Annotated in this window: 22 protein-coding genes and 1 pseudogene; 8 read left to right on the plus strand and 15 right to left on the minus strand. The window is 62.7% G+C overall.

Features of this window, described 5'->3' with window-relative positions:
* Nucleotides 1-55 precede the first annotated feature (55 nt).
* The 6 genes from M1D44_RS20280 to M1D44_RS20305 are packed head-to-tail and all read left to right on the plus strand — an operon-like array spanning nucleotide 56 to nucleotide 7,583.
* Nucleotides 56-1,408, plus strand: coding sequence for an MFS transporter (locus tag M1D44_RS20280; protein ID WP_024978998.1), 1,353 nt, complete (start codon nucleotides 56-58; stop codon nucleotides 1,406-1,408).
* 18 nt (nucleotides 1,409-1,426) lie between these two features.
* Nucleotides 1,427-2,836, plus strand: a complete 1,410-nt coding sequence (locus M1D44_RS20285; RefSeq protein WP_316852269.1) for an enolase C-terminal domain-like protein — start codon at nucleotides 1,427-1,429, stop codon at nucleotides 2,834-2,836.
* Nucleotides 2,837-2,871: 35 nt separating this feature from the next.
* Nucleotides 2,872-4,473: a galactarate dehydratase gene (gene garD, locus M1D44_RS20290; RefSeq protein ID WP_316852270.1), complete on the plus strand. Its 1,602-nt coding sequence runs from the start codon at nucleotides 2,872-2,874 to the stop codon at nucleotides 4,471-4,473.
* Between the two features lies 1 nt (nucleotide 4,474).
* Complete coding sequence (locus M1D44_RS20295; protein ID WP_024978995.1) at nucleotides 4,475-5,320, plus strand: NAD-dependent epimerase/dehydratase family protein; 846 nt, start codon at nucleotides 4,475-4,477, stop codon at nucleotides 5,318-5,320.
* 4 nt (nucleotides 5,321-5,324) lie between these two features.
* Nucleotides 5,325-6,227, plus strand: coding sequence for an SMP-30/gluconolactonase/LRE family protein (locus tag M1D44_RS20300; RefSeq protein WP_024978994.1), 903 nt, complete (start codon nucleotides 5,325-5,327; stop codon nucleotides 6,225-6,227).
* 54 nt (nucleotides 6,228-6,281) lie between these two features.
* Nucleotides 6,282-7,583 carry an MFS transporter gene (locus M1D44_RS20305; protein ID WP_024978993.1) on the plus strand — a complete coding sequence of 434 codons (1,302 nt, stop codon included), beginning with the start codon at nucleotides 6,282-6,284 and terminating at the stop codon, nucleotides 7,581-7,583.
* Between the two features lie 22 nt (nucleotides 7,584-7,605).
* On the opposite strand, the gene M1D44_RS20310 is transcribed toward M1D44_RS20305, so the two are convergent.
* Complete coding sequence (locus M1D44_RS20310) at nucleotides 7,606-7,959, minus strand: hypothetical protein (RefSeq protein ID WP_162634415.1); 354 nt, start codon at nucleotides 7,957-7,959, stop codon at nucleotides 7,606-7,608.
* A 105-nt stretch (nucleotides 7,960-8,064) separates the two neighbouring features.
* Here M1D44_RS20310 and M1D44_RS20315 point away from each other — a divergent pair, with 105 nt between their 5' ends.
* Nucleotides 8,065-10,800, plus strand: a complete 2,736-nt coding sequence (locus tag M1D44_RS20315; RefSeq protein WP_316852271.1) for an FtsK/SpoIIIE family DNA translocase — start codon at nucleotides 8,065-8,067, stop codon at nucleotides 10,798-10,800.
* 26 nt (nucleotides 10,801-10,826) lie between these two features.
* Here M1D44_RS20315 and M1D44_RS20320 read toward each other — a convergent pair whose 3' ends face one another.
* The 14 genes and pseudogenes from M1D44_RS20320 to tssJ all read right to left on the minus strand — a co-directional run bounded on the left by M1D44_RS20320 (nucleotide 10,827) and on the right by tssJ (nucleotide 24,728).
* Nucleotides 10,827-11,306, minus strand: a complete 480-nt coding sequence (locus M1D44_RS20320) for a hypothetical protein (RefSeq protein ID WP_024978990.1) — start codon at nucleotides 11,304-11,306, stop codon at nucleotides 10,827-10,829.
* A gap of 35 nt (nucleotides 11,307-11,341) precedes the next feature.
* Complete coding sequence (locus M1D44_RS20325; RefSeq protein WP_316852272.1) at nucleotides 11,342-12,052, minus strand: hypothetical protein; 711 nt, start codon at nucleotides 12,050-12,052, stop codon at nucleotides 11,342-11,344.
* A gap of 28 nt (nucleotides 12,053-12,080) precedes the next feature.
* Nucleotides 12,081-12,404 (minus strand): hypothetical protein, encoded by a 324-nt coding sequence (locus M1D44_RS20330; RefSeq protein WP_024978988.1) that lies wholly within the window; start codon nucleotides 12,402-12,404, stop codon nucleotides 12,081-12,083.
* A 155-nt stretch (nucleotides 12,405-12,559) separates the two neighbouring features.
* Complete coding sequence (locus M1D44_RS20335) at nucleotides 12,560-13,594, minus strand: Imm71 family immunity protein (protein ID WP_316852273.1); 1,035 nt, start codon at nucleotides 13,592-13,594, stop codon at nucleotides 12,560-12,562.
* A gap of 358 nt (nucleotides 13,595-13,952) precedes the next feature.
* Nucleotides 13,953-14,438 (minus strand): hypothetical protein, encoded by a 486-nt coding sequence (locus tag M1D44_RS20340; RefSeq protein ID WP_316852274.1) that lies wholly within the window; start codon nucleotides 14,436-14,438, stop codon nucleotides 13,953-13,955.
* On the minus strand, nucleotides 14,416-14,904 hold the full coding sequence (locus M1D44_RS20345) for a hypothetical protein (RefSeq protein ID WP_316852275.1): 489 nt from the start codon (nucleotides 14,902-14,904) through the stop codon (nucleotides 14,416-14,418). The genes M1D44_RS20340 and M1D44_RS20345 overlap by 23 nt, the downstream gene beginning before the upstream one ends.
* A gap of 55 nt (nucleotides 14,905-14,959) precedes the next feature.
* Nucleotides 14,960-15,952: a PoNe immunity protein domain-containing protein gene (locus M1D44_RS20350; protein ID WP_316852276.1), complete on the minus strand. Its 993-nt coding sequence runs from the start codon at nucleotides 15,950-15,952 to the stop codon at nucleotides 14,960-14,962.
* Between the two features lie 34 nt (nucleotides 15,953-15,986).
* Nucleotides 15,987-16,427: pseudogene (locus tag M1D44_RS20355) on the minus strand (type VI secretion system Vgr family protein); the annotation flags it as partial.
* A gap of 67 nt (nucleotides 16,428-16,494) precedes the next feature.
* Nucleotides 16,495-17,535: an Imm71 family immunity protein gene (locus tag M1D44_RS20360; protein WP_316852277.1), complete on the minus strand. Its 1,041-nt coding sequence runs from the start codon at nucleotides 17,533-17,535 to the stop codon at nucleotides 16,495-16,497.
* A gap of 29 nt (nucleotides 17,536-17,564) precedes the next feature.
* Entirely contained in the window at nucleotides 17,565-19,103 is a 1,539-nt protein-coding gene (locus M1D44_RS20365) for a hypothetical protein (protein ID WP_316852278.1), read from the minus strand.
* Nucleotides 19,104-19,124: 21 nt separating this feature from the next.
* Complete coding sequence (locus M1D44_RS20370; protein WP_316852279.1) at nucleotides 19,125-21,920, minus strand: type VI secretion system Vgr family protein; 2,796 nt, start codon at nucleotides 21,918-21,920, stop codon at nucleotides 19,125-19,127.
* 70 nt (nucleotides 21,921-21,990) lie between these two features.
* Nucleotides 21,991-22,776 carry a DotU family type IV/VI secretion system protein gene (locus tag M1D44_RS20375; RefSeq protein WP_024978984.1) on the minus strand — a complete coding sequence of 262 codons (786 nt, stop codon included), beginning with the start codon at nucleotides 22,774-22,776 and terminating at the stop codon, nucleotides 21,991-21,993.
* Nucleotides 22,773-24,119 carry a type VI secretion system baseplate subunit TssK gene (gene tssK, locus M1D44_RS20380; RefSeq protein ID WP_439004459.1) on the minus strand — a complete coding sequence of 449 codons (1,347 nt, stop codon included), beginning with the start codon at nucleotides 24,117-24,119 and terminating at the stop codon, nucleotides 22,773-22,775. Before tssK ends, M1D44_RS20375 begins: the two co-directional genes overlap by 4 nt.
* A 15-nt stretch (nucleotides 24,120-24,134) precedes the next feature.
* Nucleotides 24,135-24,728 (minus strand): type VI secretion system lipoprotein TssJ, encoded by a 594-nt coding sequence (gene tssJ / locus M1D44_RS20385; protein ID WP_235193269.1) that lies wholly within the window; start codon nucleotides 24,726-24,728, stop codon nucleotides 24,135-24,137.
* Nucleotides 24,729-25,167: 439 nt separating this feature from the next.
* Between tssJ and M1D44_RS20390 the strand changes: the two genes are divergently transcribed.
* Nucleotides 25,168-25,821 (plus strand): outer membrane protein assembly factor BamD, encoded by a 654-nt coding sequence (locus M1D44_RS20390; protein ID WP_024978981.1) that lies wholly within the window; start codon nucleotides 25,168-25,170, stop codon nucleotides 25,819-25,821.
* Nucleotides 25,822-25,836 lie beyond the last annotated feature (15 nt).

Raw genomic sequence — 25,836 nt, forward strand, 5'->3', positions numbered from 1 at the left:
GGACCCGGCAACTTGAACCGACCGGTACGACGGGTGCCGGCTTAAGGAGGAGACGATGGACATCAAGGCCCCCGCAGTGGGAGCACAGGCCGTGCCGCGCGCTGAGCGCATGAGCCGCGTGCGTTTCATGATCCTCGCGATGCTGTTTATCGTGACGACCATCAATTACGCCGATCGGGCGACCATCTCCATTGCCGGCTCGGCCATGCAGAAGGAGCTCGGCATCGATGCCGTGTCGCTTGGCTATATTTTCTCGGCGTTTGGATGGGCCTATGTGATTGCGCAGATTCCGGGCGGCTGGCTGCTTGACCGCTTCGGTTCCAAGCGCGTGTACACGTTCAGCATTCTGCTGTGGTCGCTGTTTACGCTGGCGCAGGGTGCGATCGGCTTCTTTACCGGCGCGACAGCCATCGTCATGGTGTTTCTCCTGCGCTTCCTCGTGGGCGCGGCAGAGGCGCCGTCCTTCCCTGCGAACAGCCGTATCGTGGCAGCGTGGTTTCCGGCCAATGAGCGCGGCACTGCAGCGGCCATCTTCAACTCCGCGCAGTATGCCGCCACGGTGGTGTTTGCCCCGCTGATGGCCTGGCTGGTGCACGCGTTCGGCTGGCATCACGTGTTCATCGTGATGGGCGTGATCGGTGTCGTCATGGCGGTCGTGTGGAGGGCGTTCGTGCACGAACCGAAGGACCACCCGGGCGTCAACCGTGCCGAAATCGAGTACATCGAAGCCGGCGGCGGCCTGGTCAACATGGACCGTGCGGGCGTGGCAAAGACGGAAGGGCCGAAACTCGGCTACGTCAAGCAGCTCCTGCAGAACCGCATGCTGATGGGTGTGTACATCGCGCAGTACTGCATCAATGCGCTCACGTACTTCTTCATCACGTGGTTCCCGGTGTATCTGGTGCAGGCGCGCGGCATGTCGATCCTGAAGGCGGGCGTCGTCGCGTCGATTCCGGCGGTGTGCGGCTTCCTGGGCGGCATTCTGGGCGGGATCATCTCTGACGCGCTGCTGCGCCGTGGTGCGTCGCTGTCGGTGGCGCGCAAGGTGCCGATCGTGCTGGGCATGCTGCTCTCCATGACCATGGTGATCTGCAACTACGTCGATGCGCAGGCCATCGTGGTGGCGGTCATGGCGCTGTCGTTCTTCGGCAAGGGCCTCGGTGCGCTGGGCTGGGCAGTGAACTCGGATACGGCGCCCAAGCAGATCGCCGGCTTGTCGGGCGCGCTGATGAACACGTTCGGCAACCTGTCGAGCATCACAACCCCCATCGCCATCGGCTACATCGTCAACACCACGGGCTCGTTCAACGGTGCGCTGGTGTACGTGGGTATCCACGCCGCGGTTGCCATCGTCTGCTACCTGTTCATGGTGGGCGAGATCAAGCGTGTGGAACTCAAGCCGCTGTAAGCCACGGGAGCCTTGGAAGTGACGTTGCAATCGATCGAATCTGGCGCGCGCACCCATACACCGCGTGTGACGGAGATGCAGGTGATCCCTGTCGCGGGCCGCGACAGCATGCTGCTGAACCTGTGCGGCGCGCATGCTCCGTTCTTTACGCGCAACCTCGTCATCCTGAAGGACAACGCCGGGCGCACCGGCGTGGGCGAGGTGCCGGGCGGAGAGGGCATCCGTCAGGCGCTGGAACGCGTGATTCCGCTGGTGGTTGGTCAATCGGTCGGTCGTACCAACGGTGTGCTGAACAGCATTCGCCGGGCGTTGGCGGGTGGCGGCAATGCCGCGCACCAGGCGACGGTGCACCAGGTGACCTCGGCCTCGGAAGCCGCCGTGCTGCGCCAGCCGCACGAGATCAATCTGCGCATGGACAACGTCATCACGGCGGTGGAGGCAGCGCTGCTCGATCTGCTTGGCCAGTTCCTGGAGGTGCCGGTGGCAGAGCTGCTCGGTGCCGGCCAGCAGCGCGATAGCGCGCCCATGCTCGCCTACCTGTTCTACGTGGGCGACCGTCGCAAGACCGACCTGCCATACCTGGATGGCGCCAACGGCGCCGACGACTGGCTGCGCCTGCGCCACGAAGCCGCGATGACGCCCGACGCCATCGCACGCCTGGCCGAAGCTGCCACCGCGCGCTACGGCTTTGCCGATTTCAAGCTCAAGGGCGGCGTGATGCGCGGTGCCGAAGAGATGGAAGCGATTGCCGCCATCAAGGCGCGCTTCCCGCACGCCCGTGTGACGCTGGACCCGAATGGCGCATGGTCGCTCAACGAGGCGATTGCGCTGTGCAAGGGCCAGGGGCATCTGCTGGCCTATGCCGAAGACCCGTGCGGACCCGAAGCCGGCTACTCGGGCCGTGAAGTGATGGCCGAATTCAAGCGTGCCACCGGCATCCCGACGGCCACCAACATGATCGCCACCGATTGGCGCCAGATGGGCCACGCCGTCCAGCTGCATGCGGTCGATATTCCGTTGGCCGATCCGCATTTCTGGACCATGCAAGGCTCCGTGCGGGTGGCGCAGTTGTGCGACGAGTGGGGCCTGACGTGGGGCTCACACTCCAACAACCACTTCGATGTGTCGCTGGCGATGTTCACGCATGTGGCCGCTGCCGCGCCGGGCAACATCACGGCCATCGATACGCACTGGATCTGGCAGGAAGCCGAGGAGCGCCTGACGCACGAGCCGCTGCGCATCCAGGGCGGCCACGTGGCCGTGCCGGAGCGTCCGGGCCTTGGCATCGAAATCGACATGGAGCGCGTCATGGCGGCCCATGCGCTTTACAACACCCTGGGCCCTGGCGCGCGTGACGACGCCATGGCCATGCAATACCTCGTCCCAGGCTGGACGTATGACCCGAAACGTCCGAGCCTGGGACGTTGAAGCAAAACCCGTTTGAATCAATCACGGAGTCTGTGATGTCTGAACCGACGCTGGCCCCTGAAGCCGGCAACGCAACTGAAAAGGCGCTGACGATCCGCGTGCACGATGGTGACAACGTCGCCATCGTCGTCAATGCGCGCGGCTTGCCGGCCGGCACGGCACTGGCCGATGGCACTGTGCTCGTCGAAGGCGTGCCGCAAGGCCACAAGGTGGCGCTGGTCGACCTGGCCGAAGGCGACGCCATCATCCGCTACAACGAGGTGATCGGCTATGCCGTGAAGCCGCTTCCGCGCGGTAGCTGGGTCAATGAGCACGCCGTGAAGCTACCGTCCGCACCCGCGCTGGATGAGCTGCCGCTGGCCACGCGCCCCGATCCCAAGCTGGCCAAACTGGAGGGCTACACCTTCGAGGGCTATCGCAACGCAGATGGCACGGTCGGCACGAAAAACGTGCTCGGCATCATGACCAGCGTGCAGTGCGTGGCCGGCGTGACGGATTACGTGGTCGGCCGTATCAAGCGCGAGCTGCTGCCGCGCTTCCCGAACGTTGACGATGTGGTGGCGCTGAACCACGTGTACGGTTGCGGCGTGGCCATCAATGCGCCGGCCGCCATCGTGCCGATTCGCACGCTGCAGAACCTGGCGCTGAACCCGAACTTTGGCGGCGAGATCATGGTGATCGGCTTGGGTTGCGAAAAGCTCGTGCCCGAACGCCTCGTGCCGGAAAGGCTCGCGCCGGGTGGCCGTATTCCCATCGAAGTGGCAGGCACGGCGGATTCGCCGGTGCTGCGTCTGCAGGACGAAGCCTTCGACGGCTTCATCGGCATGACCGACGCCATCATGGAGATGGCCGAGCGCCGCCTGGAACACCTGAACAAGCGCCAGCGCGAAACCTGCCCGGCGTCCGATCTCGTGGTCGGGGTGCAGTGCGGCGGCAGCGATGCGTTTTCGGGTGTAACGGCCAACCCCGCAGTGGGTTTTGCGGCGGACCTGATCGTGCGCGCAGGCGGTACCGTGATGTTCTCGGAAGTGACCGAAGTGCGTGACGCCATCCATCTGCTTACGCCGCGCGCCATTGACGAAGACGTCGGCCGTGCGCTGCTGCGCGAGATGGCCTGGTACGACGACTACCTGAGCGGCGGCCAGACCGACCGCAGCGCCAACCCGTCGCCGGGGAACAAGAAAGGCGGCCTGTCCAACGTGGTGGAAAAGGCGCTGGGTTCGATCGTCAAGTCGGGCAGCACGCCTATCGTTGACGTGCTCGGCCCGGGCGAGAAGGTGCGTCGCAAGGGCCTGATCTTTGCCGCGACACCCGCGAGCGATTTCGTTTGCGGCACGTTGCAGTTGGCCTCCGGCATGAACCTTCAGGTCTTCACCACTGGCCGCGGCACGCCGTATGGACTGGCCATGGCGCCGGTCATCAAGGTATCGACGCGCAAGGCGCTGTCCGAGCGCTGGCACGACCTGATCGACCTCGACGCCGGCCGCATTGCCACGGGCGAAGCGAGCATTGCCGACATCGGCTGGGAGCTGTTCCACCTGATTCTTGACGTGGCGAGCGGCCGCAAGGAAGTTTGCGCCGACAAGCTGGGCCTGCATAATGCGCTGGCGCTGTTCAATCCCGCCCCGGTGACCTGATATGACCACTGAAGTCCACGTTCAACCCGACCCCCTCGCGGGGGTGACCACGCGTTGCCACCGCCTGCTGCTCACTGGCGCAGGCGGCAACCTCGGCAAGGTGCTGCGCGAGCGTCTGCCCAAATACGCCGATTTTTTGCGCTTGTCTGATATATCAAATCTTGGCGAAGCGCGCACCGGCGAGGAGCTCGCACCGTGTGACCTGGCGGATGCGAAGGCCGTCGATGCGCTTGTCGCCGGTACGGATGCGATCGTGCATCTTGGCGGCGTGTCGGTCGAGCGGCCGTTTGAAGAGATCCTGCCGGCCAACATAGCAGGGACCTACAACCTGTACGAAGCTGCCCGTCGTCATGGCGTGCGCCGCATCGTGTTCGCCAGCTCGAACCACACCATCGGTTTCTACAAGCAGGGCGAGGTGATCGACAGCACCTCGCCCACCAAGCCCGATGGCTACTACGGGCTGAGCAAGGTGTTTGGCGAGCAACTGGCCAGTTTCTATTTCGATCGCTACGGCATCGAAACGGTGGCCATCCGCATCGGCTCTTCGTTTGCAGAAGCGAAGGACCGCCGCATGCTCGTCACCTGGCTCGGCTACGACGACCTGGAGCAGCTTATCCGCCGCGCCTTGTTCGTGCCGAGCGTGGGTTTTACCGTGGTGTACGGCATGTCGAACAATCGCGACCGCTGGTGGGACAACCGCCACGCCGCGCACCTTGGCTACACACCTACGGAGACGAGCGAGATCTTCCGCACACAGGTCGAAGCACAACCGCCGCTGCCCGCCGATGACCCGGCTGCGCAGTACCAGGGCGGAGCGTTTGTCAAAGCCGGCCCGTTCGGAGACTGACGCAATGCAAGTGAATGTAGAGCCGACTGTCGAGCGCGTTGGCAGCATGCAATGCGGTGTGGGCGAAAGCCCCATCTGGCACGCCGGCGAGCAGGCGCTGTACTGGACGGACATTCCGGGCCGCAGGCTGTGGCGCTGGAACTTCTTCTCCGGCCAGACCAACAGCTGGGCGCTGCCTGAGATGGCCGGCTGTATTGCCATGACGTCCAACGGTTGGGCGATGGCCATGGAGACGGGTATCTTCCTCGCACCACAGCCCCGCGCCGGCGCCGAGCTTGGCCCGCTGCAGCGTCTCGCCACGGTGGCGCACTCGCGCCCTGACATGCGCTTCAACGACGGCCGCTGCGACCGCCAGGGCCGTTTGTGGGCCGGCACGATGGTGTTCGACACCTCGCTAGGTCTGCCGCTCGGCAAGCTGTATCGCTTTGACGCGGAGGCCGCTCGCGCCGGGCGTGTCGATGCCGTCATCGACGATCTGATCGTGCCGAACGGCCTGGCCTTCAGCCCCGACGGCAAGACGATGTATCTGTCGGATTCGCACGCAAGCCGCCAGACCATCTGGGCCTTCGACTACGACGTTGACAGCGGCACGCCGCACAACCGCCGCGTCTTCATCGACATGAACGCGCACCCGGGCCGCCCCGATGGCGCTGCGGTGGATGCCGACGGCTGCTACTGGATCTGCGGTAACGATGCGGGGTTTGTGCATCGCTTCACGCCGGACGGTCGTCTCGATCGGAGCATCGCCATTCCCACGTCCAAACCTGCCATGTGCGCGTTCGGCGGGCCTGGGCTGGATACCCTGTTCGTTACGTCGATCCTGATCGGCGACGACCCGCTCTCGGGCGCCACGTTTGCCGTGCGCCCGGGCGTGACCGGATTGCCGGAACCCGTCTTGCACCTTTGAACCTGCAATACGCCCCGCACACAAGAACACACCGGGGCTCTTAGGAGACAACACATGAAACCCATCAAAGGCTTGCGCTGGTGGATCATCGTCCTGGTACTCAGCGGCCTGATCATGAACTACCTGGCCCGCAATGCGCTGGCCGTGGCGGCGCCCGAAGTGAACAAGGTGCTGAACATCAGCACGCAGCAGTACGGCTACATCGTTGCGGCATTCCAGGCGGCCTACATGGTGATGCAGCCAGTGGCGGGTTACGTCCTTGACGTGCTGGGCACCAAGCTGGGTTTTGCGCTGTTTGCGGCGGCGTGGTCGGTGGTCTGCCTGCTGCACAGTACGGCGGGAAGCTGGCTGTCGCTGGCCGCGTTCCGCGCGATGCTCGGGATGACGGAAGCAGCAGGTTTTCCTTCGGCGCTGCGGGCAACGGCGGAGTGGTTCCCGGCCAAGGAGCGGTCGATTGCAACCGGCTGGTTCAACATTGGCTCCTCCGTGGGCGCGGTGGTGGCGCCTCCGCTGGTGGTCTGGTGCATCTTGCACGGCAACTGGCGCTTTGCTTTTGTCGTGATTGGCGGGATCGGGTTGGTGTGGAGCGTGCTGTGGTTCCTGCTGTATCGCGTGCCGGCCAAACATCACCGCTTGTCGGAAGAGGAGCGCGATTACATCCGCGCCGGCCAGGAAACCTCGGACGACCACGCGAATGCGCCCAAGCCCTCGTGGGGCAAGATCGTCAGTGGCCGCCGGTTCTGGGGCATCGCCATCCCGCGCTTTCTGTCGGAGCCGGCGTGGCAGACGTTCAATTATTGGATTCCGCTTTATATGGCCACCGAGCGCCATATGAACCTGAAAGAGATCGCCCTGTTTGCTTGGCTGCCGTTCCTGGCGGCAGACGTGGGCTGCGTGCTCGGTGGCTATCTGGCGCCGTGGTTCCAGAAGCGCTTCTCGGTATCGCTCGTGACGTCTCGCAAGCTGGTGATGGTGACGGGCTGTCTGTGCATGATCGGCCCGGCTTGCATTGGTCTGGCGACGAGCCCCTACACGGCGATTGCGCTGTTTTGCGTGGGTGGCTTTGCGCACCAGACGCTCTCTGGCGCGCTCTACACGCTCACGTCTGACATGTTCGGCAAGCATGAGGTCGGCACGGCCGTGGGGCTGGCAGGCATGTCGGGCTACCTGGGCGGCATGCTCTTCTCGCTGGCGGTCGGCACGCTGGCAACGACCATCGGCTACAACCCGCTGTTCGTGGCGCTGGCCGTGTTCGACATCGTGGCGGCCATCCTCGTGTGGACCATGCTCAACGACAACCAGGCGCGTCCGGTGCCAGTGCAGCGAGGCGGAACGGCGCCCAGTACGGCGGTTTGATTTCTCTTGTCGCCAACGTCGATCACGCAGCCCGCTGAGCAATCTTCGGATTGAGCTTGGCAGGGCTGAGCGGGTCGAAGTCGACCCACTCGCCGTTGCGCCAGCGGCCTGCGGCTTCTTCGACATCCATCCCGCCGGCGCTGGCCAGAATGCGCGCGGCTTCGGCCTCGCGCTCGGGTGTCACGCGCGCCGCCAGCAGCACGCCGGAATGGCGCGTGCGCAGGGTGGCGTCAGGCGGCTGCGCGGGATTGGGCTCGTCGCGGGTGGCGAGCATCGCACCCGCCAGCGAGCCGATATAGGCGCCCACCCCGGCCGCGACCACCGAGAACAGCACGGCCGCGTGCAGCGCAAGCACACGGGCCACTGCATCGGGCACGCTGCGCTGAATCGTGTTGTCAGTAAGCCCGGCCGGGTGTTTTTCGGTCGGGCGATTCTCATGACGGTGGCGCGCCCCGCTACAATCGCGGCCTGGTATTTGCAGATGGCGTTTGAAATGGTGCTTGGCTGGTTTGGCATTTCCACCGTGTGGCTGCTGCCGTTGGTGTGGCGGTATGTAACGCGCGCGCTGGCGGGGGAGCGGGATTTTCTGAAAGGCCGGGGCACCGTGCGGCTCTGGCTGGTGACGCTCGTCGCCCTGAGCGCCAGCGCCGCGCTTGAAGCCCTGACCTCTGGCGCCGATCCGCAGGACAAGGCCGGAGGTGCTGCCGGGCGCGCAGTATCGTCGCTGTTCTCGCACATGCTGGGCTGGACGGGCGCGTTCCTGCTGATGCTCGGTGTGCTGATCTGGGTCGCGCCCATGGTGTTCGGGCGATCGTGGGGTCAAGTGTTCAACCGCCACCGCACTGCTGATACCGAGGCGTCTTCCGAGCCGGACACACGCCACGATGAGCCCGTTGACGACGGCTTGAAGCCGACCGCGCTCGGCCTCGGCGGAGCAGGGGAGGCGCGTTGGAGCGGTAACACCGGCCCCGCGCAGCCGGCCGTGCGTCACCGTGGCATCGAAGCCGTTTCTGCGCGACGGCAGCCCGCATGGCAGCCACCCCCGCGCACGCGCCCGTCACCGCCGCAGCCGGGCGAGATCTGGCCGCTGCTCGACGCAAAGAAGGGCGCGCCGGCAGACGCGCCCACAAGCGCGAAGACGGCGCCGCCTGCCGCAGCAGCCATTCCGCCGCAAGCGCCTCCAGCACGCCCAAAGCCGCGTGCCACCATCGTCAGCAGCCCGTTCCATCAACCACAACTGGGTCTGCAGACAAAGGCACCAGCACCAGCGGCACCTGAGACGCAGGCTACGCCGCCAAGCGAGCGGGTTGTCCCGGCCGAATCCACGGTGCCGGAGCTGGTGGACGCGCAAGCCGCCGTTGCAGAAACCCAGACCGTCGACCTGGATGCTGTACGTCAGGAGGCGGAAGCGCTCCTGGCCGAACTGCGCGGGCTGATGGCGCCCGCCGTAGCGACGATGCCCGAGCCGGAGGTTGCCGAGCCGGTAGTTGAAGCTGAAGCCGCTCCGATTGTCGAAGCACTGCCCGAGGCGGAAGTGCTGCCCGCCACGCCGGTTATCGAGCCGGTCGCGCAGCCCGAAGCAGCACCTGCATTGCCCACGCCCAAGCCGCGCATCGTCTTGCCTGCCGTGGTGGGGGAGGTGGTGTCACGTGCGGCACCGGCAGTCGTCGCAGTACCCGTGCCGGCACCGGCGCCGGCTCCTGTTCCGGCTCCTGCTGCACCGCGCATCGTCGACTACCGCTTGCCGGGCGCCGCATTGCTGACCGCCGCATCAACCAGCGCGGAAGCGGTCTCCGCCGAACATCTGGAAGAGACCAGCAACCTGATCGCCCAGCGCTTGGCGGAGTTCAAGGTGCCGGTGACGGTCGTTGGTGCCTCGGCCGGCCCGGTCATCACGCGTTTCGAGGTCGACCCCGCGATCGGCGTGCGCGGCGCGCAAGTCGTCGGGCTGATGAAGGATCTGGCACGCGCGCTGGGCGTGACGTCCATCCGCGTGGTCGAGACGATTCCCGGCAAGACGTGCATGGGCCTGGAATTGCCCAACGCCAAGCGCGAAATGATCCGCTTGTCGGAAGTCGTGAACGCGGCGGATTTCCAGTCGCACGCGTCGCACCTCGTGCTGGCCATGGGCAAGGACATCACCGGCAACCCGGTGGTGACCGATCTCGCGCGCGCACCGCACCTGCTCGTGGCCGGCACGACCGGCTCGGGCAAATCGGTGGCTGTCAACGCGATGATCCTGTCGATGCTGTACAAGGCCACGCCCGACGACGTGCGCATGATCATGATCGACCCGAAGATGCTGGAGCTCTCTGTGTACGAGGGCATTCCGCATCTGCTGGCGCCGGTCGTGACGGACATGAAGCAGGCCGCGCACGCGCTCAACTGGTGCGTTGGCGAAATGGAAAAGCGCTACCGCCTGATGTCGGCCTTGGGTGTGCGCAACCTGGCCGGCTACAACCAGAAAATCCGGGCCGCGGAACAGGCCGGCCGCAAGGTGCCGAACCCGTTCTCGCTCACGCCCGATGCGCCCGAGCCGCTCTCGACGCTGCCGCTGATCGTGGTCGTCATCGACGAGTTGGCCGACCTGATGATGGTGGCCGGCAAGAAGATCGAAGAACTGATCGCGCGCCTCGCACAGAAGGCCCGCGCCGCCGGCATCCACCTGATTCTGGCGACGCAGCGGCCGTCGGTGGACGTCATCACCGGCCTTATCAAGGCGAACATTCCCACGCGTGTGGCGTTCCAGGTGTCATCCAAGATCGACTCGCGCACGATTCTCGATCAGATGGGCGCCGAATCCCTGCTTGGCCAGGGCGACATGCTGTTCTTGCCACCGGGCACCGGCTATCCGCAACGCGTGCACGGCGCGTTCGTCGCCGACGAAGAGGTGCACCGCGTGGTCGAACACTGGAAACAATTTGGTGAACCCGAGTACGACGAGGCCATCCTCGCCGGCGATCCAGCCGAAGCTGCCGCGAGCGGGGATTTGTTCGGAGGCGAAAGCGCAGACGCAGAAGCCGATCCGCTCTACGACGAAGCCGCGGCGTTTGTGCTCAACACGCGCCGCGCGTCGATTTCCTCCGTGCAGCGTCAACTGCGCATTGGTTACAACCGTGCCGCGCGGCTGATTGAGCAGATGGAAGCGGCTGGGCTGGTGTCGCCGATGGGGCGCAATGGGCAGCGTGAGGTGCTGGCGCCCGCTGCGGGGGAGTAGTTGATCGCCCCTTGAAGGGCTGACGGCTATGGCGCGACGTACTCGATGTATAAGACCCACTCGCCGGCATTCAGGGGGACTGCGATCGCGCGTTTGGCGGCCTGGCTCGTCAACGCTCTGATGTTGTACGCCGTACCGCCTGGCGCGGCTGCTCGTTGCAATGCGTCTTTCTCTGCCTCGGAAAGCCAGGCACGCAGGAACGCTTCCGGAACTGCGGCCGCTTCACCAATGCGGGGCTGATTCGCGATGATCGCGTTGTCGGGGCCCTGTGGCCGGATCGCAGCGATCAGGGCAACGTAGTCCGTCGGCCCTGGTACGCCTTCGTCGTTGCGCTCTGGAAGGGTGGCTATCTCGAAGCGGGCAGCCGCGGGAGGCATGCTGAGGTGGATGTGCTGCGAAAGTGCTGTCACGTTGGTGTTAGGGCGCGGATCGTCTGGCGTGCAGCCTGCAATGGCGACTGCGATGCAGAAGAGCCCCAGTAATCGCGAAAGGCCTCTCTTGCTCATATCACTTTGCACGCTGGTGTCGCAGCAGGGCACGTTCAAGTGCCCGCCGTGACAACCAATGATTGCCGCCACTGCTCAAGTTGTGCCTCGCCTTCCTCGTCCAATTTTCCCACCAAAGTTCCATACCAATCGACGATCCTGTCGTTCGGCATGTTTGCCTTGAGAATGGGCAGGCTGTTCTCCAGGAAGCTGAGGAAGAACGGGATGCCGCGCATGTACAGAAAATGCGAATCCGTAATGCGGACATGCGCATAGACATCGCGCAGCCAATCCAGGTACGGCAACGCTTCGGCCATGTGCCCGCTCTGCGTGAGCGACGAGATGAACTGCGTGCGGGCCGTGACGCTGGACATTTCGTGCGTCTGCTCATTGACCTCGTCGAACTTCATCAGCCACGCTTCGCCGCGCTTCAATTCGCCGCACATGACCGAGGTGGTCGCCAACTGTAGTGCGTTGTGCGCGCTGGGCTCCTGTTCGAACAGCGCAAGCCAGTAAGGAAACGCCTCGGGATAACGGCGCATGTCCGAATAGGCGAGCGCGCAGAGGCGGTTGGCGTCGGCGTGGTGACTCGCGTAGGGCGCAGCAGCTGCGATGGCAGCTTCGTGCTGGCCTTGCTGGTAGGCCTTCAGGGCAGAGGCGAGTTCGGGGGCGATGTCGGCGGAGGTGTCTTCGTCCTTTGGCGGTGACGGCGGGTTGGTGGCCACTTTGGTGGTGTTTCGACCGAATAGTTTTTGCAGAAGACTCATAGTTTGTTCCAGAAACTGTGCTGTAGCACTAGAGTTTGGGCTCGCCCTGATCCGTATCCCACTGCCAAATGGTGCTGCCATAGTCGTGATGCGTTAATCGGATGAAGCTGTCGTCGAGCATCAGCGCCGTTTGGCGGAAATTCGGAAGCGCACGCTGTCCCCAGACAATGTCGGGTTGTAAAGGTTGCGGGCGACTGCGATAGTCCGCTGGGAGTTTTGTCATGAATCGAGCAAGGCAGTCTTCCACATGGTTGACCGCCGCGTGCCACGCGTTGCGCATCGCGCCGAAGTACTCGACAGAGGTGTGGCGTTCGAGCAGATAGATTTCCTGCGGATAAAGCGGCGTGCTCATTTGGAACTTCGCATCCGGTGATTGGGCGGTCGATGTCGCCGTCGATGAAAGTCGGCAGCACCTGCGTGCCGGCGCACGGCAGGTGATTGCCAGGGGTGAGCGACGAGCGAACGAGCCCGTTGCCGCTTTAACGCGATAAGGCGTTTGCCGCCCGGTTACGCCCGCGCGAGCGTCCAACGAGATTTTCTTCCCTGATGCATCGGTAGGATGTCTCCTGCTTGGAGTGTGATGCTGGCTTGTAGGTCATGTTCGGCCAGCCAGCGGCCCGTTTGGGGTGCTGGTTGCCCGCTTTCCGCCCAGATGAGCAGATCGGGAGTAGCAGACACAGTTGACGAAGCCTCTTCTTGTGCTGACTCTGGCTTCAGGAAGACGTAATCCCGCTCCTCGTCGGGGATGGTGCCATCCTCGTAGCGGGTATCGCGCCAAAGAACGCGCCACGTGGTCGGTAAACCGCGTTCTTCGGCGTAGGCGGCCATGTTGGGGGCGTTTGAGCCGCCGTGCAGATAGCTCATTGTGCCGACGATGGGAAACGACCCCTTGGGCTGTTCGTTGTTTCGGAACAGGCTGAACAGTTTTGGCTTGGGGGCATCGACGGGTTCCCAAATACCCGAATAGGGCGTCATCTTTCCGCTGGAGACCAGCACGTCCTCTTTGGGGTCCGGCACATCAGGCAGGGGACTCGGAAATATCATCTGATTGAGTTTCGCCCTGAGGTAATCGTTGCAGAACGTGTAGGTTTCCGTATCGAGGTAGCGAGGCTCAAGAATGTCGGGAGCGCACTCGCCCCAAGCCGCACACAGCTTCGCCAACGCTTGGTGAAACTGTGTCCAGCCGGGGGTGTTGCCTTCATCGCGTTGCAGTGTTTCCCCGTCCTCCATGCGGAATAGCATCTTCTCCCAATACGTGAGTAGACGGTCGGCCATAGCCAGTTCGCCATTCGCATCAAACTTGAAGATGCGTTTGTCACCTTTCTTGAGACGAAGCACGGCCTCTTCGCAATGCGCTAGCCCGTTGAGGATAAGTTTGTAATCCGCAGCAGGGCCGCCCGGTTCTGTGGCTCGGCGGGCACAGTCTTCGGCCGCCTGAGCCCAAGCCTGATAGAACCCGAAGATACGGTTCCATGCGGTGTAAGAACTGATCTGCTTGAGCCAGTAAAAGATTTGCTTGCGCTCGTGTTCGGTCGGCAGCATGACGCCGCCTTGTATAGCTTGATTCGTGCTCATGGGGTAACAACGACTTCGTGGTTGTCTTTGGCGGCTTCTTCGTGTTCAGCCACCTTGGCGGTATGCACGGTGCGGCTGTCGGAATGCCTGATGCACGTGCCGTGTCGACGATGTTCTTCCCAAGATCGAACCGTATTTCTGTCGTTCCTTCTCCTGCACTCTTGGCACAAAACAGCAAGCTGCCCATCAGCGTGTGGGGCTGGCGCCGGGTGGAGGGGAATAGTGCTTGCCCGCAAGCGTTCCCCGGGGTGGTGCAACGGATTGAGCCCTGCCGCATAAGGACGGGGGGCTAGTGCGCAACATACCCGAGATAAAAACTCGGAAGCTACTTGGCAGGGCAAACGCCACGTTCAATTGCGGGATCAACCACTTTCAACTTTCCGTTGGGTTGAGGGATCAAGCAAAAGTTTGCGCCGTAGACGAAGTCTGCGTCGTACGGGACAAGGCCGATTCCATACAGCACGCCGGGCTGGAGCTTTTTGGGTTCCGTCAGAATATTGGCGCCCGCGATAGCCTGGCCATAGGTGAGGCACTCGCCGCGCTTCAGATAGAGCGGTTTCGAAGATTCCGGAACCTCGACCTGCCAGTATGACTCACTTCCAAAAGACCCCGTTGCATGAGAAACGCCGACGAAATGGACCCGAACAGGTTGATTTCCATTCTCATCAGCCGCCGCAAGACATACGACAGGCAATTCACCTGTTTGTTTAACTGCGAGCCCGATCGAACCCTTCGAAGTCGCGAAGCTACACGACGAAATGAAGAAAAAATAGAGAAATCCGGCAGCTTTATTTCGGAAGATTCGATGCATTGTCTGGATCTTTCAAAAGAGGGTCAAGCACCTGCCTTAGTTGGTTTGGTGTACCAACATTTCCGGCGTGAATGACGGCTCCATAGTCTTTCAATATACAGAGGGCAAAATAGTCTGAAACCAGATTGCCTTGCTGCTCCCTGTTGTAGTCGCTAAGAACCTGGTTCAGCTCTATCTGATACACGATCAGCTGGCGAAAACGTGCTCGCGCGCCAGTCTTCTCCGGCATCGGGACGTTGGCGCTCTCTACCGTGGTCCGAGCTGGCCCTTTCTCGGGGTTGGCTTTGCTCGGACGATCCACGACGGCACTCAACCAGAGGAGAAAAGCCGTTTGCGGCACCAGCACGGCGAGCATTACAGCAATCAGGACACTGAGTCCCGCGAGCAAGCCGTGCTTCGGTGCGACATGAGAGGCGACCTGCTCCCCGGCGTAGACGGGCAGGGCCAAGTAGAGAAGCCAGAACATGGAAAAACCTCCTCAGCACTTCATTGCTGAAGAGGGTGTTCGGGACTTCTTTGCTTCACAGCTTGGGTTCGGGTTTCGCTTGGTCTTTATCCCATTGCCAAAATGTTGAGCCGTAATCAGATTTCACTTCCGGCATGGTCTCGCCTTGCTTAAAGAACCGACGGGAGTCAGTTGCTGCGGGCGTGAACCACCAACCCTCTTTGGGACAAGACTCGCCGGCTGGTGTGCGTGGCGGGGTGCCGTCCGGTGCTGAGCCGGCATGCGAGCGGTACCAGTCCACCAAGTCCCGTGGATAAACAAGGTTGTCACGATAACTACTGTCGTCGATATCCCACAGCACAGTGACCAGAGCGGCTTCGAATGCCCAGTAACCGAAGTAAGACGTGCCGTCGATGTGTGTGCCATGCCAATAGCACGGCTTCATGTGTTTGTACCAAGTTTCGACGAATTCCTTGACCAGTGCGGGGCGCTCTTCTGGCGCGTACAGGGTGGCCCGGCCGAGTGGTCGATACGGAAGCGGATGCAGCAAAACCTTTTCGGCTTCGACGTGTCTTCCGGTCAATGCCCGTACAACATTTTCGAAAAGGATGTCACGCCCCCGGTTGAAGTCGAACGTCTTGTCCACCCAACTCATCACCTTGGGAATCAGTGCCTCACGTCGCAGCAGCTTGCATAGGGCAAGTAGCCAGAACACATAGACGTAAGCTTCGAGTTGAGTGATTTCGAGCGTGTCGGCTACGGCGCGCGGGGGTTCTTGCAGACGTGGGGAAATCTCGTTTGCGATGTAGGCGTCAAAGTCCTCGATGATTGCCGGCAACTCATCCCGCAGTTCATCGATCGGACAGCCATCGGTGTAGCGGAGGAGCAAGCGTTCCAATCCTTCGGAGGCGATTGACCATCGAAACCTCGATTCCGCTTTTTCCGTTAATTCGGTGTCCGTTGCCAGTCGCGCACGAGAACGCCGAATCGACTCTCCGTACCAGTATTCTTGTGCTGCGTAATTTTTTTCGCCCAGAAATTTCTGTCGGCGCACCTCCTTGAAAGCCATAGTCCGATCGCTACAGTTTGTTGTTTGCGTTAGGTTGCCCGCGCGCTTCGTGGGCGTCGAGCAACGTGCCGCCGGCTTCCGCTCGTGCGGTGGTGGAGAGCAGCAGACCGGCTCCCGCGCGCACCACGGCCGAGGCATCGGTGCGCAGTTCGGCGCCAGTGCCACGCTAGGTGCCGCGGCCTCCGCCCGTGGCGCCGTGCGAGGTGACATAGCCGAGGTTGAGCTGGCTGTTTGCGGTGGAGCTGGCCAAGAGCGTGCGCAATTGGCCGGGGTGATCGTCGACGCCCCACTGGTTGTAGCCATCGCCGCCGAGGCCCTGCGAATGCCAGCCGGACAAGGCTTGCCGCGGTGCATCGGCAGGGGCCCAGGGCAGGGCGTCTTGCGTGTTGTGCAGCTGCATGGCGATCATCGGACGGTCGATGTCGCCGTCGATGAACGTCATCAGCACTTGCGTGCCGGCGCGCGGCAGGTGATTGCCAGACGTGAACAACGAGCGAACGAGCCCGCTGCCGCGTACAGGCGATAAGGCGTTTGATATCCGGTTACGCCCGCGCGAGCGTCCAACGAGATTTTCTTCCCTGATGCATCGGTAAGATTTCTCCGGCTTGCAGGGTAATGCTGGCATGCAGGTCATGTTCGGCCAGCCAGCGGCCCGTTTGGGGGGCCGGCTGCCCACTTTCAGCCCAGATGAGTGGATCGTCAGCGCCAGATGCTACAGACAACACTTCTTCCTTTGCTGAATCGGGTTTCAGGAAAACGTAGCCGTCTTCTTCGGCGGGGATGGTGCCGTCCTCATAGCGGTTATCGCGCCAGAGCAGTCGCCAAGTAACACTTACCCGCAGGCTGTCATCTGCAGTTTCTTGTTTCGCTATCGGCGCAGGCGACCCGCCATGCAAATAGTTCATGCAACCAATGATAGGAAGCGGCCCCGTAGGTTTCTCATTGCTGCGGAACAGGCTGAATAGCGTGGGCTTGGGTGCGTCTACGGGTTCCCATATACCCGAGTAGGGAATTGTCTTGCCGGTGGGAATGAGTACCTCATCTCTCGGGGTAGGTACGTCAGGTAGGGCAGAGGGGAAATGCATTTTAGGCAGGTTTTCCCGGAACCAATCGCCGTAGATCGTGTGGGCGGGCTCATTTAGCCATTGGCTTTCGAGAATGTCGGGAGAGCATTCGCCCCAGGCATCGGACAGATCCACCAGTGCTTGATGAAACTGCGTCCAGCCAGGCGTGTTGCTTTCATCGCGTTGCAGTGTTTCCCCATCCTCCATACGGAAGAGCATCGTCATCCAGTGAGAGCGGAGGCGGTTTGCCATGGCCAGTTCACCATTGGCATCGAACTTGAAGATGCGTTTGTCGCCTTTCTTGAGACGAAGCACGGCCTCTTCGCAATGCGCTAGCCCGTTGAGGATAAGTTTGTAATCCGCAGCAGGGCCGCCCGGTTCTGTGGCTCGGCGGGCACAGTCTTCGGCCGCTTGAACCCAAGCCTGATAGAACCCGAAGATACGGTTCCATGCGGTGTAAGAACTGATCTGCTTGAGCCAGTAAAAGATCTGCTTGCGCTCGTGTTCGGTCGGCAGCATGACGCCGCCTTGTATAGCTTGATTCGTGCTCATGGGGTAACAACGACTTCGTGGTTGTCTTTGGAGGCTTCTTCGTGTTCAGCCACCTTGGCGGTATGCACGGTGCGGCTGCCGGGACGCCACAGGTAGCCCCAGATGCCGTTAGCGTCAGTCCAACCGGTGGGCCGTATGTGGAATGACATGCCACTGACCGGATCGATCAGTGTCATGGGCTTTCCGCTTGCGACGACTTGCTCGCCGTGGGCCACGAGTTGTTCTGCGAAGGTCTTGTCTAGATAGAAGTAAGCCTGCGTTGCGCCGCCTGGCAGGTACTGGCCGGGCAGTTTTTTCCCTGATTGTTCTGAAACGGTGCCGACAACCGCTTTAGGGCCAACCTTGCCTTCGACTCTGCTGGTCACAAGGAAGCCGTCGCGATTGAACTCATCAAGCACACCGGCCATTTCCCGCCACTCCTTGGCTGATTTGGGCGCGGACCCCAGCCCCCACCATGCCCCGGCCGCTTTGCTGGGGTCGATATCTACGCCATGGGTGACGCCGCCCGGTCCAAAAAGCCGGAAAATCTCTTCGCCCTGTTTTAATTCCCGATTGACGATACGGCCGCTGTAAGCGGCGATATAGGGTAGTTGGCCGTCTTCGACGCGCTTGGTCAGGTCTGGAAAATCGGGCTCAGGCTCATAGAATTTTCCCCAGCTTTTCTTATCGTTCGCCGTTGCGGGGTTTTGCTTCCACCCGCCTCGGGCCGACCGCGCTGGCAACGTTCCATCCTCCACCAACCTGGCTTCGTCTGCTTTCGTTGCGACACGTTCGCCGGTCGCGGCCTCATGCAGCGCAACGCGGCTGGTGGTTTCTCCCCCTGAGCGGACGTACGCCTGCAACTCACGCAGCTCCTGATCCAGTTCCTTGATTGCCTTGGGGATCATTTCGCTCCCCTTGGCTTTGACCAGCGCAAGGCCATTGCGCAGGGCATCAATTCGCTGGGCAAGGCTCGCCGGAATCATGGAGCCCGCTTTAGCCTTGATCAGCTGTAGCGCGATGTCGAGCACATCCATTAGCGCACCAAAGCGGTCCATGATTTTCGCTTGGTACTCCGCAAACCGGAGTTTCAGCAACCACTGCTCCGCGTTCTTGACACCGATACGATTCAGGAACGCGATGATTTCCTGCGCGCCCTCCATGAGCTTTGCCGCACGTGCCGCGCCGGTCAGCAAAGCGGCTTCCTTGAACACTTTGACTAGGATCCGACCAACGCCTTTAACTACGCCGCCGATCACGGGTATCAACGCGAAGACCAGCACAACCAGCAGTATCCACTCGAAGATCTCGTCGCGTTTCTTGGGGGTGTTGATCAAGCCCATGATCACAGCGATCAGATCGCGTACCGCAGTGCCATCGCCCACCAAGGGAATCATGCCGATCACGGCATCGACGAGGATCTGTGAGAAGGTCGCCTTTTCGTTGAAGGCACCTTGGACCATACCCCAGGTCCAATCGCCGACGTCGGCACAAATGGATTTGAACTTGCTTAAGCTCAGGCCACCCGGCGCCTGTGCAGTATCAGAAGAAGACATGACGTGCGGACAGAGGATGCTTTAGGCGGAAGGGGTTGGCGTCTTGCTCGCCGACAAGTACTTATCGACGAGCTTGGAAAGCTTGTTGTCCGATGGGTTCGGATCGTGATTAGGCATCGGCGTTTTGTCCTTGCGCTCAAAGGCACCTGGCATGGGGCCGTAGCTGACTTGCACACTGCCAGGAGGCACGTTTTCCAACGTCGCACGACCTTGGCTATCCAGAACGCCTTGCCGCTCCGATCCATCTGCAAATTTGGCGAAGTACTTGGCGCCAGCTAAGCCCTGACCGTCGTGATATGTGTGCTCAAGCAGCACGGTTGACGGGGGTAAAGCACCCACAGGCAACGCCGGCAACGCCGCCGCCTGCCCGCCAGGCCCCTCAAACGGATGCCCAGCCCCCTTCACCGACAGCAACCCCGACGTCTCAAACGTCACCGCATTCCCTTCCAGCCGGATCAACGAATCCCCGCCATGCAGCACGATGTTCTGCTGCGCGAGGATCTCGACCGAATCGGCGGACGAGGTCACGGTAACCGCCTTGTCCGCCAGCACGGCGAGCGCATCGGTATGCGCCTGGATCGACACTGGCCCGCCTTCGGCAATCACCCGGATGCCGTTGCGCTGGGCGAACAGACTCACGCCCTTTGCCGCCGCCGCAGCGATGACATTGCCCGCTGCCAGGTGCCAGTCAGCCTGCGCGGTGCCGTGCAGATGGCGCCCCGCATAGACGGTGGTCGTGGCCTGCGAGGCGAGCGCAATGCTGGATGGCGACTCGGTCACCAGTAGCGGCTGACCGAATTTGTCGACCGGCTGCTGTGAATCCTGGCCGTTGACGTTGCTGGGGTACTTGCCGTCCTGCGCAGGGTCGAGCGCTTTGTCGATCGGCTCGAAGGCTTCGTTGGCGGCCAGCGGCAGCGCTTGCTGGCTGGAGGCCGCGTCCGACAAGCGCTGTGCAGTCTTCTGCGCGGCGGTGAGTTGCCCGCGCGCTTCATGGGCGTCGAGCAGCGTGCCGCCGGCTTGCGCCCGCGCGGTAGTGGAGAGCAGCAGGCCCGCACCCGCGCGCACCACGGCCCAGGCATCGGTGCGCAGTTCGGCGCCGGTGCCGCGCCAGGTGCCGCGGTCTCCGCCCGTGGCGCCGTGCGAGGTGACATAGCCGAGGTTGAGCTGGCTGTTGGCGGTGGAGCTTGCCAGGCGCGTGCGCAACTGGCCAGGGTGATCGTCGACGACCCACTGGTTGTAGCCGTCGCCGCCAAGGCCCTGCGAGTGCCAGCCGGACAATGCCTGCCCAAGCGGCGCATCGGCCGGGGCCCAGGGCAGGGCGTCTTGCGCGTTGTGCAGCTGCATGGCGATCATCGGACGGTCGATGTCGCCGTCGATGAACGTCAGCAGCACTTGCGTGCCGGCGCGCGGCAGGTGATTGCCGCCCCAGTTCGGGCCCGCGCTGGCGCTGGCCACGCGCACCCAGGCGGTGACCTGCGTGCGGTCGCTGCTGGACGGGTCGGCAAAGGCATTGACCTCCGGTGCGCGCAGCCACGGAAAGCGCACGCGCACGCGGTGGTCGCGGTCGGTGGTAAGCGGTGCGCCGTCATCGGCGATGACCACGGCGGCCTGGCCCTCCGGCGCGGTCGGGCGACGGCGATAGGGCGGCACGATGGGCGCCTCTGCCGGCACAGCCACGAAACGATTGCGGTAGCTGCCCGATTCGATCTCGGTGGTGGAGAGCAAACGCGCGATGTCAGCGCCGAGGTTGTTGGCGGCTTCGTGCTCGACCTGCAGCGTGACGAACTCGCTGTGCTTGCTGTCGAAATGCTGTGTGAGCGTAAAGCGTTGGCCAGCGCCCAATTGGCGCACGCTGCCTTGCCCCTCGTAGCGCAGGTATGCGCCTTCGTGCGCCTGCATGCGCAGTTGCGCGGCGCGGCTGGCCTCTTGCGTATTCGTATATTGATACGAGCCCGAGGCTTCAAAACGCTCCAGCGTCGGCAGTTCGCCACCGGGGTCACTGGCGCTGGCTTGGGCGCTGGTGGCGGCCAAGGCCTTGTAGTCCCACGAGGCGAGTGTCACTGCGTTGGTGCCGACGCTGTGCGCGTTTGAGAAGCGCTCGATCGCGTCGTCGCTTTCGGTGGCATCAACGCGGTGGAAGCGGATCTCCGGCTGCGGGCAGGTAGGCCGTTGCGCATCGTTGTCGAAGATGACGACGGTGTGGCGTGACTGGGCGCTGCCTTGCTGCTGCTTGTCGTCGCTTTGCTCGTGTTCGATACGGAACGACAGGCCTTCCTCGGCCAGCAGACGCATCACGAAGGCATAGTCGGTTTCGCGGTATTGGCAGCAGATCGAGCGCTTGGCGCACGGCTGCGTGGCCGCGATTTTGTAATGCGCTGTGGGATATTCGCTGAAGACGTCTTCGATGATCTCCAGCGCGGTCTTGTCCTGGTAGACGAAGCAGTCGCTGCGCGTGCGCAGCCGATCCAACCACGGCACGACGCGAAGGCGGTAGCGTGCGAGGCCGCCGTCGCCGCCAAGCGATGCGCAATCCGCCACGTAACCGTGCCACGCGCGCCGCTTGCCGTCGGCTTGCACCAGGCGCAGCGTGACCTCCTGCGAAGCCAGCTTGGCCGTATCCAGATGCGCCGATGGGCTCAGGCAATCGATATGCAGGACGAACGAGGCCGACACCGCTTCGGTGGCGGTAAAGCGCTCCACGACCAGGTTGTCGGAAGCGAGCGCCGTCTCAAGCGTGATCTGGCGGGTCTGCTGCCCGAGCAACGCGCCCAGGACGGCTTGTGGCACGGCGGCCGGCAGGTTGGACAAAGGCTTCATCGGAACAGCGTCGCGCTGGGGTTCGTTTTGCAGTTCAGCAGAAGGATGGGCACGCAGCCCATCGTGGCCATCACGGCAGCGAAATCGTCAGGTGCGAGAAGCGCGGCCCGAGCTTGATGACCTGCGAATAGCCTTCCAGCGTTTCGTTGGTCTTGGTGCTTAGCGTGTGCGACAGCCCGAGGAAGCCCAGCAGCCCGATCAGCGCAAACACGGCGCCGAAAATCCACAGCGGCGTTTCGCGCTTGAGCATGTGCGCGACCTTGTCGGGCAGCGGCCAGTGCGGGGCAAACGCGGCGCGCTTGCCCTTGATGGCGGAAATTTCGTCGCCCAGGCGTGCGGTCAGGTAAGCCAGTTTCTCCGGGCCTTCGAGGATGTACTTGCCGCGGAAGCCCAGCAGCAGGCACATGTGGAACACCTCCAGCGCCTGCAGGCGCGGCGCACCGTGTGCGCGCAGCTCTTCAAGCTTGACGAAGAAGGTCTCGCCGGCGAGCTGTTCGCCAAACAGCACGAGCTGCAGCGGGCGGCGCTCCCAGGCCGGGCGGATCGCAAAGTTGGACGACAGGATCGTTTCGTCCACCGCCGCACAGAAGGCATATTTCGAATCGAAGACATCTTCGGCCGACACGTTCAGGCGCTTGGCACCACGGTCGAAATCGTCAAGGAAGGTGCGTACGCGGTTCAGGAACTCTTCTGCACTGGCCGGCTGCTGGGCGTTGCGCAACTGGAACAGCATGAAGAAGCCGTCATACAGCAAATCAAGCAGCGTGCGCGCGTGTGTGTTGGATTCACGTGCATCCGCCGCAGCGGTTGCCGGTGCCGAACCGCCAAACAGCGAAGGGGTGGAGGTAGCGCTCATGAAGTCACCGCGATCAGTTCAAGTTTGAGTTCCCGGATACCGGCCGGGGCATAGATGGTGAGGGTCTGCGCTTGCAGCATGCGTTCGTACAGCATGCCCCGCGCTTCAACGGCGAAGTAGCACGCGCCCGGGCGCACCGGAATGGCGGGGGGCACCTGCGGCGTGTAGGTGAGCGGCACGCCGGGCATGGACGACAGCACGAGCTTTTCTACGTCGTCGGGGGCGCCGACCTTGAAGCGCGCCGGAATGGCTTCCACCAGTTCGGCGGCAGGCATGTCTGCCGATACCGACAGATAGAAGCTGGTCTGGTCGTCGATCTTGCCGGAGTCGATGCGGCCGAGGTGGAACGACGGGCGCGTCTCTTCCAGCGCAATTGCAAAGTAGCGCGTGGAGATGACGGTATCGAGCAGCTCGCGCACGATCGTGTCGAGCTTGGCAAATACCGGGCCCGGATTGTCGTGATCGTAGGCGGGCAGGTCGGCCAGCGTGTAGCTCTTGGTGAACGTCATGAGCGCGCCGGCCAGGCGCAGCATTTCCTGGAAGAGCCGCTCAGGGTGCAGGTCCGGGTGGTGATACAGATGCGACAGCGCCGCGAAGGCCGCATTGGCCGTATGCAGCAGCCAGAAGGATGCGATGTCGCCGGAGCGGAATTCGATGATGTTCTTGGTCGGCTCGCGGTGGAAGCCGTACAGCGCGTTGACCTTGGCCTGCAGCGCGTCGAGCAGACGGCGCAGGCGTTGATACAGCACGGCCGAGGCGTTGATCGCCATGCTGGGCGCGACAAAGCTCTCGTCCAGCTCAAAGCCGCCGGTGCCGGTACGCCGCACACGCACCACGGGCAGCGAGATGAACTGCTCGCGCGGCTCCGTCTCGGCAATCAGCTTGACCGACTTCTTCAGATACGTGATGGCAGCGGGCTCGGCCTCTGTATACAGGTCAGCCGTTTCCTCTTCCGTGCCGACAAAGCGCGATACCGATGCGCCTTCGATCTGCTCGCGGTAGTTGCCGCCGTTGTCTTGCAGCGGATACAGCGCGATATGGAAGGTCAGCTCTGACACGCCGGCGGGAATGGCGTCCAGCACCAGCGGCGGTGGAAGCGCATCGGCCTGCGGAGCGAAATACAGCTCGCCGTCCGGAAAGAACAGCGACAGCGCGATCACGCGCAGCACGCCGCTGGCCAGCGCATCGGTATCGAAGCGCGCATGGCGGATGCCCCATCCGTATGGCTGGATGACTTGCGCGGTCGCGTGCAGGCGCGACTCGTGATACGCGTCCTGACGCTGAAAGTGCTGCGGACGCAGGAACAGCCCTTCGCCCCAGAGAATCTTTGCGGAGTAACTCACGTTGGCCCTTGTTGTTCAGCTACCGCACACCGCGGGGGAGAGCAGGTTCAGATCAGTCAGCGGCGTGGCGCCGGCGGGGGTGGTCAGCGTGCCTGACGTCACGGTCATGGCGCAGGCGTGCAGGCCGATCACAATGCCCGACTTCTCGTTCTTCTCAGTGTTGAAGGCGAACTTCCAGCGCTGTGACGCGGGGCTGCGGAACAGCGCCACGATGCCCAGCGTGGTTGCTTCGCGCGAGACCTTCTCGGTGAAGTCGTAGCGCTGGCCGGGGATCAGCGTCATCTCGCGCACGTTGACGAGATCTGCGCCCAGCGTTTGCTTCTCGCGCGCCGGGTCGATGAAGGTGTCATACGGCGCTTGCAGGAAGCTGGTCGGGTCCTTCAACGAATACAGGCGCACCACTATCGCTACCGGACGGCGGTCGTTGGCGGCGTTCAGGTTATTGCCCGCCGTCATCTTGAGCGGCACTTCACGTGGCGGCTTCTGTGCATCGGGCAGGTTCGACGATTTCAGCCCCATGGCTTCCAGCGCGCCGTTGGCCGCACCAGCCAGCACGCTCGCTCCGGTGGAGCAGGCGGCCAGAGCGACCACGCTGGCGCTCACCAGCATCAGCTTGAGCGCCCCTGCGAGACGGTGCTTCAGAGAGTGCTTCAGAAGGCGGCCGCAGCCCGGCTGCCTTGCCGCTTGCCCCCAAGCAGCATCGAATTTCATCATCTTCATGCCTGATTTCTGAATTACTTAATTCTCTTTGTTTGACTGCTGCTGCGCCCGTTCCGCTAAAGGAAATCGGTGCATTGTTTCGATTTCTTAATAAAGGAAATCGGAAGAATGTTTCCGTTTCTTAATAATCGGAGATCGTTGCCCGGCGCGGTTCTAAGGCGTTGAATACAAAGGATGTTTCGGTTCCTTAATAATCCTTTTTTGGTTGTCAACGGCAACGAGCGGAGTGTACTATTTCGCGCCAGTCGAGACCAACATTTAACTCGTCAATTCCGGCGAATTTGATTGGGTATCGACACACCGCTTTGAAACTTTGAAGAGTCTCGCCGTGGCCAAATCCTCGTCTACTTCCGTTCTCCGTTCCTTCATCGTGCTGGCTGCTGCCTCCGCTCTCTTTGCGGGCTGCGCGAGTACCAACCCCGGACCCCAAACCGACGAGGCCTTCGGCCAGAGCATGTCGGAGGCGGAAGCTGCGGCCAAGGGCGGCCAGCAGGACAAGGCTATTGATCTGTACCAGCAGATCGCCAAGCAGAACCCGACCCGTGATGAGCCGTGGGTGCGCATCGCGCAGATCCAGTTCGGCGCAGAGAAGTATCCGCAGGCCATCCTGGCCGCAGAAGAAGCCCTGCAGCGTGACAACGCCGATCGTCAGGCCAAGAGCATCCTGGCTGTGAGCGGCCTGCGCGTGGCGCGCCGTTCGCTCCAAGAGCTGCGTGCTGACAGCGCGCTGGCTGGCGACGTCAAGACCGACGCGCAAGTGCTTGCCAAGATGCTGCGTGACACGCTGGGTGAACAGGTCCTGTTCCCGGGCGAACAACCGGTCGCCAAGCAGCCGGTGCGCCGCCCGGCCGGCCGCGTCGTCCGCCGCGCAGCGCCCGCTGCCGAGCACGGCACAGCTGCCGCGCATGGCACGACTGCTGCGCCGGCAGCTGCCACCGGTGCTGCCAGCGGCAGCGCAGACCCGTTCGGCGCCCTGCGTTAAGCACAGCGCTGGTTC

Source organism: Ralstonia sp. SA306, assembly GCF_054792405.1.